General features: G+C 41.1%; 10 protein-coding genes. 6 read left to right on the top strand and 4 right to left on the bottom strand.

All coding sequences use genetic code 11. The annotated features are described in order from the left end of the window. On the bottom strand, window positions 1–2,460 hold the full coding sequence (gene thrA / locus VXS03_RS10465) for a bifunctional aspartate kinase/homoserine dehydrogenase I (RefSeq protein WP_327763658.1): 2,460 nt from the start codon (window positions 2,458–2,460) through the stop codon (window positions 1–3). A gap of 428 nt (window positions 2,461–2,888) precedes the next feature. Between thrA and aceK the strand changes: the two genes are divergently transcribed. Together aceK and VXS03_RS10455 are read left to right on the top strand one after the other, a co-directional pair. After that, complete coding sequence (gene aceK / locus VXS03_RS10460) at window positions 2,889–4,616, top strand: bifunctional isocitrate dehydrogenase kinase/phosphatase (RefSeq protein WP_327763657.1); 1,728 nt, start codon at window positions 2,889–2,891, stop codon at window positions 4,614–4,616. A gap of 154 nt (window positions 4,617–4,770) precedes the next feature. Beyond that, on the top strand, window positions 4,771–5,247 hold the full coding sequence (locus VXS03_RS10455) for a hypothetical protein (RefSeq protein WP_327763656.1): 477 nt from the start codon (window positions 4,771–4,773) through the stop codon (window positions 5,245–5,247). On the opposite strand, the gene VXS03_RS10450 is transcribed toward VXS03_RS10455, so the two are convergent. After that, window positions 5,230–5,733 carry a putative 4-hydroxy-4-methyl-2-oxoglutarate aldolase gene (locus VXS03_RS10450; protein ID WP_327763655.1) on the bottom strand — a complete coding sequence of 168 codons (504 nt, stop codon included), beginning with the start codon at window positions 5,731–5,733 and terminating at the stop codon, window positions 5,230–5,232. The genes VXS03_RS10455 and VXS03_RS10450 overlap by 18 nt on opposite strands. 607 nt (window positions 5,734–6,340) lie before the next feature. Here VXS03_RS10450 and arcA point away from each other — a divergent pair. After that, complete coding sequence (gene arcA / locus VXS03_RS10445; RefSeq protein WP_036796042.1) at window positions 6,341–7,060, top strand: two-component system response regulator ArcA; 720 nt, start codon at window positions 6,341–6,343, stop codon at window positions 7,058–7,060. Between the two features lie 62 nt (window positions 7,061–7,122). On the opposite strand, the gene arcB is transcribed toward arcA, so the two are convergent. After that, a complete protein-coding gene (gene arcB, locus VXS03_RS10440; RefSeq protein WP_327763654.1) occupies window positions 7,123–9,486 on the bottom strand; it encodes an aerobic respiration two-component sensor histidine kinase ArcB in 2,364 nt (787 codons plus the stop codon). Between the two features lie 142 nt (window positions 9,487–9,628). Further along, window positions 9,629–10,576: a TIGR01212 family radical SAM protein gene (locus tag VXS03_RS10435; RefSeq protein WP_327763653.1), complete on the bottom strand. Its 948-nt coding sequence runs from the start codon at window positions 10,574–10,576 to the stop codon at window positions 9,629–9,631. Window positions 10,577–11,096: 520 nt separating this feature from the next. Between VXS03_RS10435 and gltB (VXS03_RS10430) the strand changes: the two genes are divergently transcribed. The 3 genes from gltB (VXS03_RS10430) to gltB (VXS03_RS10420) all read left to right on the top strand — a co-directional run bounded on the left by gltB (VXS03_RS10430) (window position 11,097) and on the right by gltB (VXS03_RS10420) (window position 21,967). After that, on the top strand, window positions 11,097–15,644 hold the full coding sequence (gltB, locus tag VXS03_RS10430) for a glutamate synthase large subunit (protein ID WP_327763652.1): 4,548 nt from the start codon (window positions 11,097–11,099) through the stop codon (window positions 15,642–15,644). Then, window positions 15,637–17,103, top strand: coding sequence for a glutamate synthase subunit beta (locus VXS03_RS10425; RefSeq protein WP_327763651.1), 1,467 nt, complete (start codon window positions 15,637–15,639; stop codon window positions 17,101–17,103). The genes gltB (VXS03_RS10430) and VXS03_RS10425 overlap by 8 nt, the downstream gene beginning before the upstream one ends. Window positions 17,104–17,503: 400 nt before the next feature. After that, entirely contained in the window at window positions 17,504–21,967 is a 4,464-nt protein-coding gene (gene gltB, locus VXS03_RS10420; protein WP_327763649.1) for a glutamate synthase large subunit, read from the top strand.

Genomic DNA, 21,967 nt, shown 5'->3' with positions numbered 1-21,967 from the left:
TTATATACCTCGCTTCCAACCTAAGGTACGCATTAAATCAGCAAATACACCAGCAGCTGTCACTTCAGTACCCGCCCCATAGCCACGTAACACTAACGGGATTGGTTGGTAATAGCGGCTATAAAACGCCAAGGCATTTTCACCGTCTTTGATTTTAAACATTGGATCATCTGGGTTAACCGCAACAATTTTGACATTGCAATGACCATTATCAATCTCACCAACATACCGTAATACTTTATCTTCTTTTGCCGCTTCTGCTGCTAATTCAGAGAAATACGCATCCGCTTGAGGTAACCGCGCCATAAAGTCATCAACCGATCCTGATGTATCAAAACTCGGCGGTAATGCTTGCTCAACTACAACGTCTTCAAGTTCTAACTCCAGCCCTGCTTCACGAGCTAAAATCAATAACTTACGGGCAACATCCATACCGGAGAGATCATCACGAGCATCGGGCTCAGTAAAGCCGTTATTACATGCAACTGTGGTCGCTTCACTAAAACTCATACCCTCATCTAACTTACCGAAAATGTAAGATAAAGAGCCAGATAAGATGCCAGAGAAACGCACTAATTCATCGCCCGCCGCTAATAAATTTTGTAGGTTTTCAATCACAGGCAAGCCAGCACCAACGGTGGTATCGTACATAAATTTACGATGGCCAACCCGCGCAGCTTGACGCAATTGCTGGTAGTACGCCATGCTAGCTGTATTGGCTTTCTTATTAGGGGTAATAACGTGGAAACCTGCCGCAAGATAATCAGTATATTGCTCGGCAATGGTTTGATCTGATGTACAATCAACAATTACAGGGTTGATAATATGGTTATGACGCACTAACTCAGCCATGCGCTGTAATTGTAATGGCTCATTAACTGCCCCCATCAAATCACGCCAACTATCCAACACAAAACCATTACTGTTAAGTAATAACCCTTTACTGTTTGCCATGCCACAGACACGAATCACAATACCTTTTTGCGCTAATTTCTGTTGCTGACGATGAATTTGATCAATCAATTCACCACCTACACCACCAACACCAATGACGAACACATCTAACGTATGTTGACTATTAAATAAATTCTCATGACACGCTTTAACCGCTTCTGATACTTTATTTTGAGGAATAACAGCAGAGATAGCACGTTCAGAAGATCCTTGTGCAATCGCTACAATGTTGACATCAACTTCAGCTAACGCCGTAAAGAAACGTGATGCAACACCATGTGAGGTTCGCATACCGTCGCCAACCAAAGTCACAATTGATAAATCATCACTGAACTCGACCGGTTCTAATAAACCTTCTTTTAATTCAAGTTCAAAACTAGCAATTAATGCCTTTCTAGCCATTGGCTTATCAAGGGTTTCAATACAAAAACTAATGCTATATTCAGATGAAGATTGCGTAATCAACACCACAGAAACACCCGCTGATGACATCGCACCAAACACGCGCGCAGCCATACCAACCATACCTTTCATTCCCGGGCCAGAAACGTTAACCATGGTTAAATCTTTTAAGGTTGTAATACCTTTAATATCAAGCTGATCTTCACCCGTATCTTGACCAATAAGCGTGCCTGCGCCTTGTGGATTAAAACTGTTTTTAATTAAACACGGGATTTGAAATTGAGCAATCGGGGCGATAGTTTTAGGGTGTAATACTGATGCTCCAAAATAAGATAATTCCATCGCTTCTTGATAACTTAATGATTTAAGTAGGCGAGCATCTGGGACTAAACGTGGATCACAACTATAAACGCCATCAACATCTGTCCAAATTTCACAACAATCCGCGCGTAAACAGGCAGCTAAAATAGCGGCTGAATAATCAGAACCATTACGGCCTAAAGTGACTAATTCACCTTGAGCGTTACCGGCGGTAAAACCTGGCATGATACAAACGTGGCCCGCGGGTAATGGATTATTTTGGAAGTGCTGTGTTGATACCTCGATATCAACATGAGCTTCAAGATAGTCACCTTCAGCATGGAGATACTGCACGGGATCAATCAAACTTGCCGCCTGACCTTTGGCTTCCAATAGCAACTTCATGGTTACAATTGATAGCCGCTCACCTTTACTGATCACTTTGGCATACACATTATCTGGGCATAATCCTAATAACCGAATACCGTGAACATACTGTTGTAGTTGTTCAATCGTGGTGGCTAATTTGCTCTCTAATGTCTGATGATCTAACTTTGGTTCACGTGCTTTTAAACCATGAAAAAGATCATTAAATACCGTTTCTAATGTTGCTATTTGCTGAGCTGCAGCACCGGTTGTTACCGCACTCTCAATCACCGCAACTAAATTGTTGGTAACCTTACCCGGCGCTGATAACACCACCGCAACTTCGCCTTGTTTGGCATTGCTGGCAATAATATCCGCCGCTCTTAAAAATCGTTCTGCATCTGCTAGTGACGATCCGCCAAATTTAAATACTCGCATTCCCTACTCCCGAGTGACTATCCTGAACTATTTATCTCTCGATAAATATTACTCAACACTGATGAATTTAAATTTAAAAAAAAGCCCGCAGCTCTTAATGAGTTGCGGGCTTGTTGTAATTTTGCGCATATCAGCCCGCATCAACACCAGTAGTGTTAATGGTAATAATCATGGTGGTGGTGATAACGATACGGGATACATTTGTCATAACTGTCATTTCTATTTACACGCTGTTACCTTACGATTACATGGAATGCAATATAGAGTCAATAAAGTTTTTACAATTATTACAGAATACACACGTCGTGCACATCTGCAATACGACGCACTTCACTGCTCAAAAAAACAACGATAATATTTGCAGTCCGCTACAGAGCATTGCATAGTAAATAGCAAAGAATAAAATTGTCATCATTAAGGATAAACTGATGAGTGCAGCCATGGAGTCACTGATAGCACATACTATTTTACAAGGCTTTGATGCCATGTTTGGCCGCTTTCTTGACGTCACTGCCGAGGCGCAACAACGATTTGAACATCAGCAATGGACGCAGGTGCATCAAGCATTAAAAACCCGTATCAGTTTTTATGACCATCATGTTGAATTAGTCACTAATCAGATTCAAATTATGCTTGGAGGGCAATATGCAAATCAAATCTGCCTAACTGCGGTGAAGCAAGCATACCAAAATCTATTGGTTGATTATCCACGTTATGATATTGCTGAAAGTTTTTTTAATTCAGTGTATTGCAGAATTTTCAAGCATCGCAATATCAACCGCGATAATATCTTTGTTCATAGCTCGCAACAGCACCGTATTCCAACCTATCCAAGTTCATTAACTCGCCACTATCGAGTTCAAACAACCATTGCTGCAATGATAGAAAGAATGCTTGATGATCAGCCTTTTACACTTGATTGGAATGATAAGCAGCGTGATATTCAATTGCTGGTTACCCACTTAGAAGCCGAGTTAGGTGAAGTGCTTAATCAACAACTAACCTTAGAACAAATTCGCGAACCTTTTTACCGTAACAAAGCCGCTTACCTGGTCGGAAAATTAACGTTTTCAGATGGTGAATCACGGCCCTTAGTGCTGCCAATACTCAATCATAATGGGCAGTTGTTACTGGACGCAGGTATCTGTAACGTTAATGATGTCAGTGTGATCTTTGGTTTTGCGCGCTCTTATTTCATGGTTTATAGCCCAGCACCAGCGGCATTAGTGCGCTTTTTAGCCCAGCTGTTACCCAATAAAAATTTGGCTGAGCTTTATACTGCCATTGGGTGTCAAAAACATGGAAAAACGGAATTTTATCGCCAATTTTTAGAACATCTAGAGCATTCAGACGATCAGTTTATTATCGCTCCCGGTATAAAAGGCATGGTAATGTCCGTATTTACATTACCGTCTTATGATTTTGTTTTTAAAATAATTAAAGATAAATTTGCCCCACAAAAAGACATTAGCCCTCTCGTTGTTAAACAAAAATATCAATTAGTAAAAGAACACGATCGCGTCGGTAGAATGGCTGACACTCAAGAATATCGTCATTTTAGTTTTCCACGACATCGATTTAGCGACGAATTAATTCATGAGCTATTAACCATTGCGCCTTCTATCGTGACCCTTACCGATGATGAGATCATAATTGAACACCTCTATATGGAGCGGCGTATGATTCCATTTAATATTTATATCGAAACAGCAAACGATGCTGACTTGCGCCATGCTGTTAATGAATATGGAAATGCAATTAAACAACTCGCAGCCGCTAATATATTTCCAGGAGATATGTTATTTAAAAATTTTGGTGTAACACGTCATAAACGCGTGGTGTTTTATGACTATGATGAAATTACTTATATGAGTGAAATGAATTTTAGAAAGATTCCAGCAGCGCGTTACCCTGAAGACGAAATGGCAGCAGAGCCTTGGTATAGTGTTGGGATTAATGATGTTTTTCCAGAAGAGTTTCGTACCTTTTTACTAATAAACCCTAAAGTAAAAAAGCTGTTTAATGAATTACATCAAGATCTGTTTGAAGCCAGTTATTGGCAGCATTTACAAAAGAATATTAATCAAGAGCTATATCCTGACGTTTTTCCTTATCATGCCCGTCATCGACTACATGTTCAAATATCCAAAAAATAACCGTCGTTAGTGAGTGCAATAATGGAGATATTACGACTAAGTTGTGGCAATGATCATGAATACGCTACCTGATGAATATTTATCAGTTATAACACTTACTCTCTCCGTAATATGACCTACTATTTAAAATAATGTCGGTGTGATGGGAGCGAGCATGATCAAATATTACATAAGTATTGTGGGAGTACTTATTTTTTTAGCCATGCCACTAACAACGCAAGCGGCAACACCGATAGAAACCAACTTAACTTATAATGGGGGTAAAAAACTCACATCGGGATGGTTTTTATCGTCACAATCACGTCAACAACGATTTGATGTATGGCAAATAGACAGTGGTTATGCTTACTCAGTAACAAATAATACTCAGCTTTATGTGAGCACCCACTTAACCACCAGTACTGACCGTCAGCCCACATCAAGTGGGTTAACATCGGGTGTTAAATATTCAGTATCCCCTCGTATCAGTATTAATAGTGCGATTACATCAGACACCATTAATAATCAAACCTCATTAGGGTTAGAGCTCAGTAGCCAATACGACGTCTCACAAAAAGTAAATGTACGGGCCACTGTTGATTATGCAGAGCTAGAAAAAATAATTGAACTCGGTTTAGGGTTCAGTTTTTAATACACTTAAATCTAACTCTGTACTACTTAAAATAATGCCATTCAAATCCGCATAGATATAATCATTGGGATAAATTAACGTGTCCGCGATACTGAGCACGACATTATGCTCACCCATTTGTCGTTTATCCGTTTTAATAGGGCATGCAGCTAACGCTTTAACACCTAATGATAATTGTCCCAAGGTTGCAATATCTCGAATTGCGCCATGCACAACAACGCCTTGCCAATTATTTTGTATTGCTAATAACGCAAGTTGATCCCCTAGCAATGCCCGTCGGCAACTGCCGTGACCGTCAACAAATAGCACCTTACCTTGGCCATCAGTTGATAATACATTACGCACTAGACTGTTATCTTCAAAGCAACGTAATGTCACTATTTGCCCCCAAAATGGCGCATGGCACCCATAATCATGTAACGTTAACGGTAAAAAACGAATATCTTGTGCATAGTAATCACATAAATCTGGTAATAAATCCTTCATTAGCCTTTCCTATCACTATTAAATAAACAAAAACAGGCAAAATTGACCGTATTTCGTAACAATGACCGCAATATTAATTTATGAGATCTTTTTTACTAAAATCCATCAACCTAATGAGTGCCAACCCTAACTGATACTGTTACAATATTTAGAGAAAGATGAACTATATGTTGTATTTTTTATTATCATTAAGATTAAATATTAGTCAATGGTGTTGGGTTTTGTATATTATGATTACTATCATGATACTTTTTATCTACTCAGATATAAAAGTTAACTAAACTCGAAATATAACAAATGTTTTTCTCGCTGATTGATGTAAATCAACAAACATATAAATAATCGACATCAAATAAGCTCTCCACATTGTTAGCGAGCTGTTAAGTGAATACAATTGTCGCATTATCAGGGAGATTGTAGCCAGCACCCCAAGCTTTATGGGGGATTTCAACATCTAATACATGTTGAATGAAAGGATGGTGTACCACATAGGTTGTAACAAATAAGATGTTTATTTAAACATTTTGCCTATATGTGAATTTTTTTTATAGAATTTAACTATTCTGTGATTAACCAGATTTAGTTTCTGATATTAGGTACTGCCAAAATGCAAACCCCTCACATTCTGATTGTAGAAGACGAGCACGTAACACGTAACACCCTGAAAAGTATTTTCGAAGCAGAGGGTTACACTGTATTCGAAGCAAATGATGGCGCAGAAATGCACCAGATGCTTTCTGAAAACCCTGTGCATCTAGTTATTATGGATATTAATCTTCCAGGAAAGAACGGCCTTTTACTTGCTCGTGAACTTCGCGAACAAGGTGATATGGCACTGATGTTCTTAACCGGCCGTGATAACGAAGTTGATAAAATTTTAGGCCTTGAAATTGGTGCTGATGATTACATCACAAAACCTTTCAACCCGCGTGAATTAACTATTCGTGCTCGTAACCTACTAACTCGTGCAATGAACCAAGGTCTTCCAACTGAAGATAAGAAATTGGTTGAACGTTACGAGTTTAATGGTTGGTCATTAGAAATTAATAGCCGTTCTTTAGTTAGCCCAAGTGGCGAGCAATTTAAATTACCACGCTCTGAGTTCCGTGCTCTACTGCACTTCTGTGAGAACCCAGGTAAGATTCAAACACGTGCTGATTTATTAAAGAAAATGACTGGCCGCGAACTTAAGCCACATGATCGTACTGTTGATGTAACGATTCGTCGCATTCGTAAGCACTTTGAATCAGTCGCAGATACTCCAGAGATCATCGCAACTATTCATGGTGAAGGTTACCGCTTTTGTGGTGATCTAGGCGAAGAGTAATCTCTTTTCCAAACCAGTTATCAAATAAAAAGGCACCTTCTAGGTGCCTTTTTTATTATTAATTACTGCTGTTTTAACCATGCTTTTAATACATTGATATCATCTTGATAGCTGTATTTAATTTCATCGACCCAATCATTAATATTTTCCCACCACGTAGGTAGCTCGGGAGATTGCGCCATCTGCGCGACTTGCTGAATATGTTTAAGGCCAATAGAGCCTGCAGCACCTTTTATTTTGTGTGCTTCAAATTTAATACCGTCTTGATCTTTTGCTGTCATATTTGAATCTAAAATAGCCAAATAGTCAGGCATCATTTTTTCAAACATCGCAATACTAGTATATACCGGCTCTGTACCAACAATTTCAACGTATGAGGTTAACATCTCTAAATCTAACAAAGTGTCGACCATATTACCTTGAGTCATAGTATTACTCTCCAGATTGTCCTCATCTGCAGCTATTTCTTCCATTTCATGACTACAACTCAACACCAGGTTTTCAATAACGTCAGTAATGGCTTTGACACTGAGTGGTTTATTGAGAACTTCATCCATACCTTTTTCAAGATACTCAGTTTTATCATTAACAACATTGGCCGTTAATGCGACAAGTGCAGGCAGGTCTTGGTATTGCTGACGTAATTTTTGTGCAATATCAAATCCGGTCATATCTGGCAATTGAATATCCAATAACACTAAATCATAATCTTCAGGCTTAAACATCGCTAATGCTTGATCACCACGCATCGCTACCGTCACCTCATGCCCTAAACGTTCCAATAATGATTTTGCTACCACAATGTTAAGCTCAATATCTTCTACCATGAAAATACTTAACCCTGTCATTTCAGGGCGAACATCATTAACGACATGTTCTTCAACTACCGTTTCAATTAATGGCACTTTAATCTTCACGGTAAAAGTACTGCCAGCGCCAAGTTCAGAATTAACGTAAATATCTCCGCCCATTAATTGAACTAATTGCCGTGACACTGCTAAACCAATCCCTGTACCAACCGCATGTAAATTATCATCCCCTTGTTGAACTTGATAATACATCGCAAAGATATTATCCATTTCAGTTTTTGGAATACCGATACCACTATCTTCAACTTCAAAAATAATAGTCGCGTCGTGCTCATGAATTTCACTACTTACCGACAATACCACTCCACCTTGTTTAGTAAATTTAGTGGCGTTACCAATTAAGTTCCACAACACTTGCCGTAAACGTGTACTGTCTATTTTTATATTTTTAGGTAACTGAGTGAGACATTCTAAATCAAATCTCAGCCCTTTTTGTTCTGCCATTAATTGTGAGATATTGCCAATCTCATCAATAAACTCATAAAAGTCTAATGGTTGCGGTAATAGCTCTAAACGACGACGATCTGATTTATCTAAATCAATAATATCATTAAAAATATTACCTAGAGTGATCGCACTAACGTGTACTGTTCTTAAATAACCACGTTGCTCATCTGTTAGTTTGGTTTCTAATAACATACGGCTTAATCCAACAATACCATTAAGTGGCGTACGTAATTCATGACTGATCGTCGAAATAAATGCAGTTTTATCACTACTGGCTTTTTCTTGAGCATTTTCATATTTTTTGCGTTCAGTAATATCGCGTCCAAATCCCATCAGGCCTAAACGTTTTCCATTACGATCATAAAGAGGCACTTTACGTAATTCAAATAACGCTTTTCTGCCATTAGGGTAATCTAACCACTGCTCGTCAGTCATCGCCGTATTATCATCAAACAATTCTTGATCAGTTTTAAGAATACGTTTAGCAACTTCAGCCGGGTAAACATCCCATGGTGTTAATCCTACTAATTCTTTTTCACTTTTGCCGACTAATTCAGCCATAGCACGATTACAACCTGAGAACTGATTATTCTCATTACGGTAATAAATTAAATCGGGTGATGCATCTAGAAATGATTTTAATAATGCGCTTTTTTCAGCCACCGCTAATTGAGCATTTTCACGTTGATAGACTTCATTTTCTAAATCTTGCATCGCCTCTTCACGCGCCTCTTCTGCTTTCTCACGTTCTTCAATTTCAGAGTTTAACTGTGAGATATTCGCTTGTAACTGTTGATTTAGCTCCATGTCACGCGCGCGCATTTGTTCTAACTTAGTCACTAATTGTGATAATCGCTGGCGAGAATCTTCTAATTGATCAACCACCACCGATAAGAAATACACCGCCCAAGGGGTAATAAATAAACCAAAGGTGACGGAACGAATAATTTCGACTTCACGCATAGTGCCTTGCAGCAACAGTGTCACACTAATTTGTACCACTAATGCTAATGCCACTAACGCCGCTGCTAATAATAAACTAAAACGGAAAATGCCAAGCTTAACAAGAAGATCGACATAAAACTGGGCTAAAATTTTGACTTGTTTCATCAATGAATACCAATAGAAAAACAATCTCGCCACCATGGCGAATACTACTGTTTATAATAATCGCTCTCGCCAATAGCACCTAAACGAAAGCAGTAAAGTTTTATTATGGCGCACAAAAAAGCCTACTTAACGTAGGCTCCATTTAAACATTATTATGTAATGTCGGTAATTGATAAACAAAAGGATCATCAATAGCGCTCCCTTGAGCACCTTGTTTATCAAGAATACGTCCAATATCGGTCATGGCTAGCCAGCGATTCTCACACCACATCGGTGCAAGCAATGTCGGTCTACGGGCACTTGCAGCAACGCGATGATAAACCACTTTTGCTGGCGTTAAACGAATCATCTCGCTAGCAATATCAGTATAATGCTCAAGGCTAATCGGTTGTAACCTGCCAGCTTTAAAAGCTTGCCCCATCTTACTGCCTTCAACAATATGTAGTGGATGTAGTTTAATACCATCAACACCGACCGCCACGACTTTGTTTAGAGTCATCAAATTATCGGCCTTAGAATCTCCGGGGAGCCCAACAATTAGATGGGTGCACACTTTAATACCAAGCGCACGAGCACGTTGAGTAATCGCGGCATAACAAGCAAAATCATGACCACGGTTAATACGCTTAAGGGTTTTATCATTTGCGGTTTGTAAACCTAACTCTAACCAAATTTCGTACCCTTGCTCAACATAGCTAGCCAATAAATCTAATACTGCATCAGGTACACAATCAGGGCGAGTTCCAACACAAAGACCAACAATATCTGCAGCTGTAAGTGCTTGTTCATACATTTTTTTTAAGCTTTGAACTTCAGCATAAGTGCTGGTATACGCCTGGAAATATGCAAAATATCGCTTCGCGCGGTGTACTTCTCCTGCTCGTGCAGTAAGTTGTTGTTGAATTGACACGAACTGATTTTTTTCGTCAGCAAATGATGCAACATTACAAAATGTGCAGCCACCGCGACCAATAGTGCCATCGCGATTAGGGCAACTAAAACCACCATGTAATGTGAGTTTATGTACTTTTTCACCATAGCGATGCTGAAGGTCTTGTCCAAAAGTATTGACGAGTTGATGCAATTGCATGGTATTACCTAGCGTTTAAAACAATGAATAATCTACGTCAACGCAGACCAATAAACAAAAGAGCCGCAACATATCATCAATTATCACAGCGTAGATTGTGCTAAAACAAAAAATCACCGCTCTATACGGGTTCTTTTTTACTTTTAATGCACCTATTTGACCTTCATTATTGGGGTTTTCAATGCTTTATTTATGCATTAATTATGTTAATTTTTATTGGTAATTAATGTATCAAAATTGTAGGATGGTTACACTTGTGTGCAATTTATAAACAAAAAAAACACTAAAATCCTATGACTTTAGTGTGATTTATATGGCTATTTTGGCAAGAATGACGTGATTTGTTATTCATAATCGTAATACAACAGAATTAAGTTTGTGAATGATGCGGTGTCATCACTACAAACACACATCAATAATGCAGGACAGGAGTCCATCTCAATGCAAATTGATTGTGCAAATAAATTAGGGATAACCAAGCCTTAGGAATATGGCTTGATGTAACTGGAAGGATGTATCTATGACAGCTCAAGAGCTTAACAGTCAGGGACTCTATGTGCCTGAATTAGAGCACGATGCCTGTGGTATCGGCTTTGTTGCCCACCTTAAAAACCGTAAGTCCCACCAGATTGTGACCCAAGCTCTCGATATGCTCGCGCGTATGGAGCACCGTGGTGGTCAAGGTTGTGATCCTAGCAGTGGCGATGGCGCTGGCATCTTATTGCAAAAGCCCCATGAATTTTTATTAGAAGAAACGGTTAAGCTAGGAATTAAATTACCCGCTTTTGCACAATATGGTGTGGGCGTAGTGTTGTTTCCAAAAGATGAACATAAACGTCAGCAGTGTAGAGATATTCTTGAGCGTAATGCTAAACGTCTTGATCTGGAAATTATTGGCTATCGAGTACTTCCTGTCGATAACTCAATGATCGGAGAAGATCCTCTCAGCACTGAACCTCAATTTGAACATGTGTTTATTACAGGTGGCACCAATTTAGACCCTGCTGTATTAGAGCGTAAACTTTACGTACTACGTAACTACACCGTACGCGTATGTTTAGAAAGTGTGTCCAATATTGGTGATGACTTCTACATCAACTCTTTGTCATATAAAACTTTAGTCTACAAAGGTCAGTTAACAACAGCTCAAGTACCGCAGTACTTTCTTGATTTGCATAATCCATCAATGGTAACCGCTTTAGCGTTAGTGCACTCCCGTTTTTCAACCAACACTTTTCCTCGCTGGCGATTAGCGCAACCTTTCCGTTATATTGCTCATAATGGTGAAATCAATACGGTACGCGGTAACCTTAACTGGATGAAAGCCCGTGAAGCTATTCTTGAATCTGACTTATTCAGTCATCAAGAAATCAGTATGTTGCTACCTATTTGTCAGGAAGGCAGTTCAGATTCATCCAATTTTGATATGGCACTTGAGTTATTAGTGCTTTCTGGGCGAAGTTTACCGCATGCTCTGATGATGTTGATCCCCGAAGCATGGCAAGAAAACACCAGTATGGATCCTAAGCGTCATGCATTTTATCAGTATCACGCCAATATTATGGAACCTTGGGACGGCCCTGCATCCGTATGTTTTACTGACGGTGTACAAGTCGGTGCCACATTAGATCGCAACGGGTTACGTCCATCGCGCTATACCGTCACTAAAGATGATTTTCTGATCATGGCATCAGAGTCTGGCGTCGTAAAAATTGAGCCTGAAAATGTTCAGTTCCGTGGTCGTTTACAACCGGGGCGTATCTTCGTTGCCGATCTTGAACAAGGTCGTATTATTTCAGATGAAGAAGTTAAAGATAGCATCGCAACCTCACAGCCTTACGAGCAATGGATCAAAGATAATCTACTGACACTAAAAACGCTGCCTGATGCTGACAACATGTACCACCAGCCAACCCCAGAACGATTACTGCATCATCAACAAGCCTTTGGTGTTAGCTCTGAAGAAGTTAATGACATTATTGTGCCACTCGCTAATGCTGGTTATGAACCATTAGGCGCGATGGGTGCTGATTGGCCACTAGCGGTGCTATCTCACCAATCACAACATTTATCTAATTACTTTAAGCAGTTATTTGCGCAAGTAACTAACCCACCGATAGATCCAATTCGTGAACGAATGGTGATGTCACTTAATACCTACCTTGGTAAAGATCAGAATTTACTGACGGAAACCTCTGAACATTGTCATAAAGTTGAGCTCGAATCACCGGTATTATCTAATGCTGAATTAGAAAAAATTCGAGCCATCGATAATGAACACCTACAATCTAAAACATTGGATATCGTGTTCAGAGCCAGCGGCGAACAAGGCAAACTTGATCGCGCATTAAAGCGTATCTGTCAATACTCTGAAGATGCCGTGGTTGATGGTTACTCTATTATTATTTTAACCGACCGCGCAGTTAACTCTAACCATGCGGCGATTCCTGCAATGTTAGCTGTAGGCGCAGTGCACCACCATCTGATTCGCAAAGGCTTACGGGCTAAATGTGACATTGTAGTTGAAACGGGGGATGCACGTGAAACTCACCATTTTGCGACCCTTATTGGTTATGGTGCTAATGCTGTTAACCCTTACTTAGTTACTGAAACACTGGTTGATTTACAGCATAAACGTAAACTTGATCCGGAACTGCCAACTGATACGTTATTTGATAACTATCGTAAAGGGGTTAACGGTGGACTGCTAAAAATCTTCTCTAAAATGGGAATTTCAACGCTGCAGTCTTACCATGGTGCGCAAATTTTTGAAGCGCTAGGTATCAGCAAATCTGTGGTTGATAAATACTTCACCGGTACTGTTACCCGTATTCAAGGATTAACCATCGACGATATTGCCCAAGAGGTATTAGTACGTCACCGTGTTGGTTATCCAACCCGTGAAATTCCAGTACAAATCCTTGATGTAGGCGGTGTCTATCAGTGGAAACAACGCGGTGAAAAACACCTGTTTAACCCTGAAACGATTTCATTATTGCAACAATCAACCCGCAACAAAGATTATGGTCAATTTAAGTTGTATGCCAAAGCTGTTGATGAACAAGGTGACAATGCTGCGACATTGCGTAGCCAGCTAGATTTTGTTAACAATCCAGCCGCTTCAATTGCACTGGATGAGGTTGAGTCACTTGATAATATTCTTAAACGCTTTGCAACGGGAGCTATGAGCTTTGGTTCGATATCTTATGAAGCGCACTCAACCTTAGCTGTGGCAATGAACCGCATTGGCGCTAAATCTAACTCAGGTGAAGGCGGTGAAGATCCGATTCGTTTTGAGAAAAAAGACAACGGTGATTGGGAGCGTTCAGCGATTAAACAAGTGGCGTCTGGTCGTTTTGGAGTTACCTCATACTACCTCACCAATGCTGCTGAACTACAAATTAAAATGGCACAGGGTGCAAAACCGGGTGAAGGTGGACAACTGCCGGGGGATAAAGTCGATGATTGGATTGGCGCAACCCGTCACTCAACTCCAGGGGTCGGTCTAATTTCACCACCACCTCACCATGATATTTACTCAATCGAAGATTTAGCTCAGCTAATCTATGATTTGAAAAATGCTAACCGTGCTGGCCGTGTTAACGTCAAGTTGGTTTCAGAAGCGGGTGTCGGAACCATTGCATCCGGCGTAGCTAAAGCCAAAGCTGATGTAGTGTTAATTGCAGGCTTTGACGGGGGTACGGGTGCTTCCCCTATTTCATCGATTCGTCACACGGGTTTGCCATGGGAACTTGGTCTTGCTGAAACCCATCAAACCTTACTTAAAAATGGTTTGCGTAACCGAATTGTGGTTCAGTCTGATGGGCAAATGAAAACCCCGCGTGACCTTGCAATTGCAACCTTACTCGGTGCTGAAGAATGGGGCGTAGCAACCGCAGCACTGGTGGTTGAAGGCTGTATCATGATGCGTAAGTGTCATAAAAACACCTGCCCAGTGGGGATTGCGACTCAAAATAAAACTCTTCGTGAGCGTTTTGATGGCCGCGTCGAAGATGTAGTAACCTTCTTCCAATACATGGCTCAAGGCTTACGTGAAGTAATGGCTGAACTCGGTTTCCGCACCATTGATGAAATGGTTGGCCAAGCGCATAAACTCAAATTGCGTGATGATATTGGTCACTGGAAATACAAAAATCTCGATCTTAGCCCTGTACTGCACATTCAACCGCCACGAGCTGAAGATGGCATTTATAACCAACGCCAGCAAGATCATGGTTTAGAAAACGTACTTGATAGAACCTTGATTCGATTAGCACAACCAGCACTCAATAAAGGTGAAGCGGTAACAGCACAACTGCCAATCATCAATACCGATCGTAGTGTCGGCACAATGTTGTCGAATGAAATATCAAAAGTCTATAAAGACGACGGTTTACCACAGCCAATGACGGTCAAGTTTAACGGCTCTGCGGGTCAAAGTTTTGGAGCATTCCTTGCTAAAGGCGTCCACTTTACCGTCGAAGGTGATGCTAATGATTACTGGGGGAAAGGCCTTTCTGGCGGTACGCTTGTTCTCTATCCTGATCGTCAATCCGATATTATTGCTGAAGATAATATTGTGGTTGGTAACGTATGTTTCTATGGTGCGACTTCTGGTGAATCTTATATTCGCGGCCTTGCAGGTGAACGTTTCTGTGTTCGAAACTCAGGCGCAAAAGTGGTTGTCGAAGGTATTGGCGATCATGGTTGTGAATACATGACTGGTGGTGTTGCCATTATTTTAGGTCAAACAGGCCGTAACTTTGCTGCAGGCATGAGTGGTGGTGTCGCTTATGTGTGGGATCAATTTAGTGATTTTGAAACCAAACTCAACGCTGAACTGGTTGATATTGATCCTATCGAAGCTGACGATAAAGCTGTTTTACTTGAGATGTTAACTAAGCATATTGAATTAACAGGTAGTACGGTTGCAGAGCTGTTCTTATCTAATTTTGAGGCTAACCTCAATCAGATGATAAAAGTGATGCCAAGGGATTACAAAGCCGTATTACAACAGCGTCAAGCTGCCGCTCACAACAAGGAAACGTTGGAGGCCATCAATGGGTAAGCCTACAGGATTTTTAGAATTTGGTCGTGAACTGCCAAGTAAGTTAGATCCAAGTGTTCGTATTCAGAATAACAAAGAATTTGTCCTTAACGATGAGTTTGGCGATAAAATTCAAGAACAATCATCACGTTGTATGGATTGTGGCGTACCGTTTTGTCATAGCGCGTGTCCGATTGGTAATATTATTCCTGAGTTTAATGATGCGGTTTATCGTGATAGCTGGGAAGAAGCGTGGAACATTTTAAGCTCAACGAATAACTTTCCTGAATTTACAGGCCGAGTGTGTCCAGCCCCTTGTGAAAGTGGTTGTGTGCTTGGCATTAATCAAGATCCAATCACCATCTGTAATATTGAAAAAACCATTGTTGAAACCGCTTATCGTAACGGTTATGCCAAACCTAAAACGCCACGTTCACGGACAGGAAAAACCATCGCCATTATTGGTTCAGGTCCTGCAGGGTTATCTGCCGCAGAACAGCTTAACAGTGCAGGTCATACTGTAACTGTATTTGAGCGTGATGAAAAAGTAGGTGGCTTACTACGATTTGGTATTCCTGATTTTAAGCTGGGTATGGATATTATTGATCGTAAAATTGATCTAATGGCGCAAGCTGGTGTGAAATTTGAAGTCAATGCTCATATTGGAGTCGATATTAATGCTCAACAATTACGCCAAGAATTTGATGTTATTTTGCTAACAGGTGGTTCAACCGTACCACGTAATTTGCCTATTCCGGGGCGTGAGCTTAATGGCGTCCATTTTGCGATGGACTTTTTAGCCCAAAACAACCGTCGTGCAAACGATATGGATTTAAAAACAGCAGCCATTCATGCAAAAGACAAGCATGTCGTCGTCATTGGTGGTGGTGATACAGGTTCAGATTGTGTTGGTACTTCAAATCGTCATGGTGCAACCAGTATTACCCAAGTTGAAATCATGCCACTGCCGCCAGAGCAACGCCCAGCCAATCAACCATGGCCGTCATATCCGATGATCATGAAAACCTCGACCTCTCATGAGGAAGGATGCGATCGCTATTGGAATATTCTTACTAAAGAATTTATAGATGATGGCAATGGCAATGTTAAAGGGCTACGAATTGCTGACATCGCTTGGCAAGAAGCCAAACCTGGAGCAAGACCAAACTTTGAAGAAGTGGCTGGAACTGAACGTATCATTGCTTGTGACATGGCCTTTTTAGCTATGGGATTTTTACACCCCGAGCCAACAGGTGTGTTAGCCCAATTAAATATTAAGCTTGATGATTACGGTAATGTTGCCACTCACGACTTCGCCACTAGCCAAGCAGGCGTATTTGCCGCTGGAGATATGCGAACGGGACAATCGCTAGTAGTAAAATGTATTAATGAAGGACGAGAGTCTGCGCGCGTGATTGACAGCTACTTAATGGGTAACTCCCATCTCGAAGCTAAAGCTGATTCATTAATGCTTTCTTAAATTTTATTATTATTTGATTCAATTAAAAAATTCAAAGCCAGCTCATCGAAGCTGGCTTTTTATTGGTTACAGTGCAGACGATTATTTTATTACACAACTTTATAACATTCATCCTCGCCACCCGCCAAATTTAGTACTTTTTTAATCTAAAAACACAGTTATTAACCCTTGATTACACCCTATGAAAAACTTACAGCTGTAATGAATATAACTTTATTTCAGATAGTTAAGGTCAATAATAAATAGTTAATGGTGATAAATATCATTTGTTAGCAATATTTGACCTTTTTGTGAATTATCGTTAGTTTGAAATATCGTAGGAGGCAAAATGAGCCATCAATCTTGATTCTCATTTTGCAGTAAAACTGTTTACAGCAAACAGGAGCAAGGGAGAATTGCAATGTCACTGTATAACCCATCACTAGAAAAAGATAACTGTGGCTTCGGTCTTATCGCCCACATTGAAGGTGAAACTAGCCATAAACTTGTTCGTACCGCAATATCAGCCCTCGATCGTATGACTCACCGAGGAGGAATTGCCGCGGATGGAAAAACTGGCGATGGCTGTGGTTTATTAATTAAAAAACCTGATAATTTTTATCGTATTATTGCCGCAGAAAAGCAGTGGAATCTATCGCGTGAATTTGCAGTAGGAATGATATTTCTCAGCCAAGACCCTATCCTCGCTCAACATGCACGTGAAATTATCAACGAAGAGTTGATCACCGAAACCTTATCTATTGCAGGTTGGCGTGAAGTGCCGATTAACTCAACTGTTCTCGGGCCAATAGCACAACAATCATTGCCAACCATTGAACAAGTGTTTATCAATGCGCCTGCAGGATGGAAACCACGGGACATTGAACGTCGACTTTATATTGCTCGGCGTCGAATTGAAAAGCGCATTACCGACGATAAAGACTTCTATATTTGTAGCCTCTCAACTCAAGTTACAGTCTACAAAGGGTTATTTATGCCCGCTGATCTGCCTAAATTTTATCAAGACTTAGGCGATATTCGACTAGAGTCATCGATCTGTTTATTCCATCAACGTTTCTCAACCAACACTCAACCACGATGGCCATTAGCGCAACCTTTCCGTTACTTAGCCCATAATGGCGAAATCAATACCATCACCGGAAACCGTCAATGGGCTCGCGCTCGCGCTTATAAATTTAGCTCTCCACTATTACCTGATTTAAAAACAGCGGCTCCGTTTGTTAACGAAACCGGATCTGATTCATCCAGTTTAGATAATATGCTGGAACTGTTTTTAGCGGGCGGCATGGATCTCTTTCGTGCCATGCGCATGTTAGTGCCACCAGCATGGCAAAATCACCCCGATATGGATCCCGCATTACGTGCCTTTTATGATTTCAACTCTAAACACATGGAGCCATGGGATGGTCCCGCTGGAATTGTAATGTCAGACGGACGTTACGCTGCGTGTAACCTTGACCGTAATGGCCTTCGTCCCGCGCGTTATGTGATCACCAAAGATAAACTGATCACCATAGCCTCAGAAGTAGGTATTTGGGATTACACGCCAGATGAAGTGGCAGAAAAAGGCCGCGTTGGCCCCGGTGAGCTATTGGTTATCGATACTAAATTTGCCAAGATCTGGCATTCACAAGATATTGATAACGAACTAATGATCCGCCATCCGTATAAGCAATGGATGGATACTCATGTTCAACATTTAGTGCCAATTGAGCAATTAGACGATAGCCATATAAGCCAACGTAGTTTGGATGATAATCAGCTAAATACTCACCACAAACAATTTAATGTCAGCCGAGAAGAGCTCGATCAAGTGCTGCGGGTTATTGGTGAAAATGGTCAAGAAGCTACAGGTTCTATGGGTGATGATGCGCCAATGGCAGTATTGTCATCACAACAACGTCCTATCACTGATTATTTCCGTCAAATGTTTGCGCAAGTCACTAACCCACCAATCGATCCTTTGCGTGAAAAGCATGTAATGTCGCTTGCGAGCTGTATTGGTCGTGAAATTAATGTGTTCTGTGAAACTGACAGTCATGCTCAACGAGTGGCATTTAAGTCGCCAGTGTTACTGTATTCTGATTTAAAACAATTACTAGAACTTGATCAGCAATACTACGCCAGCAATCAGCTCGATATTAATTTTGATCCACAACAAACCGATCTTGAGCAAGCGATTATTAGCTTATGTGATAAAGCGCAACAGTTAGTTGAACAAGGTGCAGTGCTAATTGTGTTATCCGATCGCGCGATTAGCAAAGATACTCTCCCCATACCTGCTGCCATGGCCGTTGGTGCCGTTCAACGCCGATTAGTCGATAACAATTTACGTTGTGATACCAATATTGTGGTTGAAACCGCGACCGCACGCGATCCGCATCAATTTGCGGTGTTGTTTGGTTTTGGTGCTACGGCGGTTTACCCCTACCTTGCCTATGAATCATTAGCAAAAATGGTTGATAGTCAGGTGATTAACAAGCCTTATCGCGAGGTGATGCTCAACTACCGTAATGGCATCGATAAAGGCCTATTTAAGATCATGTCCAAAATGGGTATCTCAACCATTTCCTCTTACCGTTGTTCAATGTTATTTGAAGCTATTGGCTTAGGTAATGACATTATTGAACTGTGTTTCAAAGGGGTTTCAAGCCGTATTGCTGGGGCTGATTTTAGTGATATTCAACAAGATCTGCACAACCTTGCGCGTACAGCATGGCTAAAACGCAAACCAATTGATCACGGCGGTTTACTTAAATATGTTCATGGCGGCGAATTCCACGCTTATAACCCGAATGTCGTTTCAACCTTACAAAAAGCGGTCAAATCTGGCGATTATCAAGATTATCTCGCTTTTGCAGAGCAAGTAAATCATCGCCCTGTGGCCGCTATTCGTGACTTATTAGCCTTAACGGATAACCACAATCCAATTGCGATTGAGAACGTAGAAGCCGCAACGGAATTGTATAAGCGCTTTGACTCAGCAGCGATGTCGATTGGCGCCCTAAGCCCAGAGGCACATGAAGCATTAGCAATTGCAATGAACAGGTTAGGTGGTTGCTCAAACTCAGGTGAAGGTGGTGAAGATCCACGTCGTTTTGGTACTGAGCGTAACTCACGAATTAAACAAGTTGCGTCTGGCCGTTTTGGTGTCACTCCACATTATTTAGTCAATGCCGATGTGATCCAAATTAAAGTCGCGCAAGGTGCAAAACCCGGTGAAGGCGGCCAATTGCCTGGGCATAAAGTCACCACTGAAATCGCCAAGTTACGCTTTGCCGTACCTGGCGTGACATTAATTTCCCCACCTCCGCATCACGATATTTATTCAATTGAGGATCTGGCGCAACTAATTTTCGATCTCAAGCAGGTCAACCCCAAAGCGTTGGTGTCTGTCAAACTGGTATCAGAACCCGGCGTTGGCACTATCGCGACAGGTGTTGCCAAAGCTTATGCCGATTTAATCACTATTTCAGGTTATGACGGTGGTACGGGCGCAAGTCCACTTACGTCAGTGAAATATGCAGGTAGCCCGTGGGAACTTGGATTAGCTGAAACTCAACAAGCATTGGTGACGAATGGCTTACGTCATAAAATTCGTCTGCAAGTGGATGGTGGCTTAAAAACAGGCTTAGATGTAGTTAAAGCAACCATTTTAGGTGCTGAAAGTTTTGGATTTGGTACTGCACCAATGGTTGCGCTTGGGTGTAAATATCTGCGTATTTGTCACCTTAATAACTGTGCAACCGGTGTCGCGACTCAAGATGAAAAACTGCGTCGTGATTTCTTTAAAGGCTTACCAGAACAGGTAATGAATTACTTTATTGGTGTTGGCGAAGAAGTTCGACAATTATTAGCCCAGCTTGGGGTCAAGCAATTAACTGACTTAATTGGCCGCACGGATCTATTACAACAACTGGACGGTTTTACCGCTAAACAATCAAAACTGGATTTAAGTCCACTATTGGTCGCACCGACACCACAAGCAGGTAAAACCTTATATTGCAGTGAACCCAATACCCCATTTGATGATGCGCAGTTAAGCCAACAATTATTGGAGCATACGCTGAGTGCAATCGAAACTCGCAGCGGCGGTGACTATCACTTTTCAATTTGTAATACTGATCGCTCAATTGGCGCCCGTTTATCCGGTGAAATCGCTCATCGCTATGGTAATCAAGGCATGGCATCAGCACCGATCACTCTCAATTTTGTCGGTACTGCTGGTCAATCTTTTGGCGTTTGGAATGCAGGAGGCGTAAACCTAAATTTAACGGGTGATGCTAACGACTACGTCGGTAAAGGTATGGCTGGTGGTAAAATAGCTATTCGTCCGCCACTTGGATCATCATTTAAATCCAACGATGCCACCATTATTGGCAACACCTGCCTTTACGGCGCTACGGGGGGAAAATTATTTGCAGCTGGTAAAGCAGGTGAACGTTTTGCGGTACGTAACTCAGGGACGATAGCGGTAGTAGAAGGGGCTGGAGATAACGCTTGTGAATATATGACAGGCGGAATTATCGCTATTTTGGGTAAGACTGGTGTCAACTTCGGCGCCGGAATGACGGGTGGTTTTGCGTATATCTTAGATGAAGATGGTGATTTTGCAGGACGCGTAAACCCGGAGTTAATTGAAGCAGTCGCACTTGATCAACTCAAAATCCATCAAGAGCATTTACGCGGATTAATTGATCGTCACCTGCAAGAAACAGGCTCAACCCGTGCTAATGAAATTTTGGCTAACTTTGACCAATGGATACCAAAATTCTATCTTGCGAAGCCAAAGTCAGCGGATATCAATACGCTGTTAGGTCATCAAAGTCGTTCAGAATCTGAACTACGTCTTCAGGCACAATAA

Source organism: Photobacterium sp. S4TG1 (assembly GCF_036040035.1).
Lineage (GTDB): Bacteria > Pseudomonadota > Gammaproteobacteria > Enterobacterales > Vibrionaceae > Photobacterium.
This window is presented reverse-complemented; position numbering and strand designations above follow the sequence as displayed.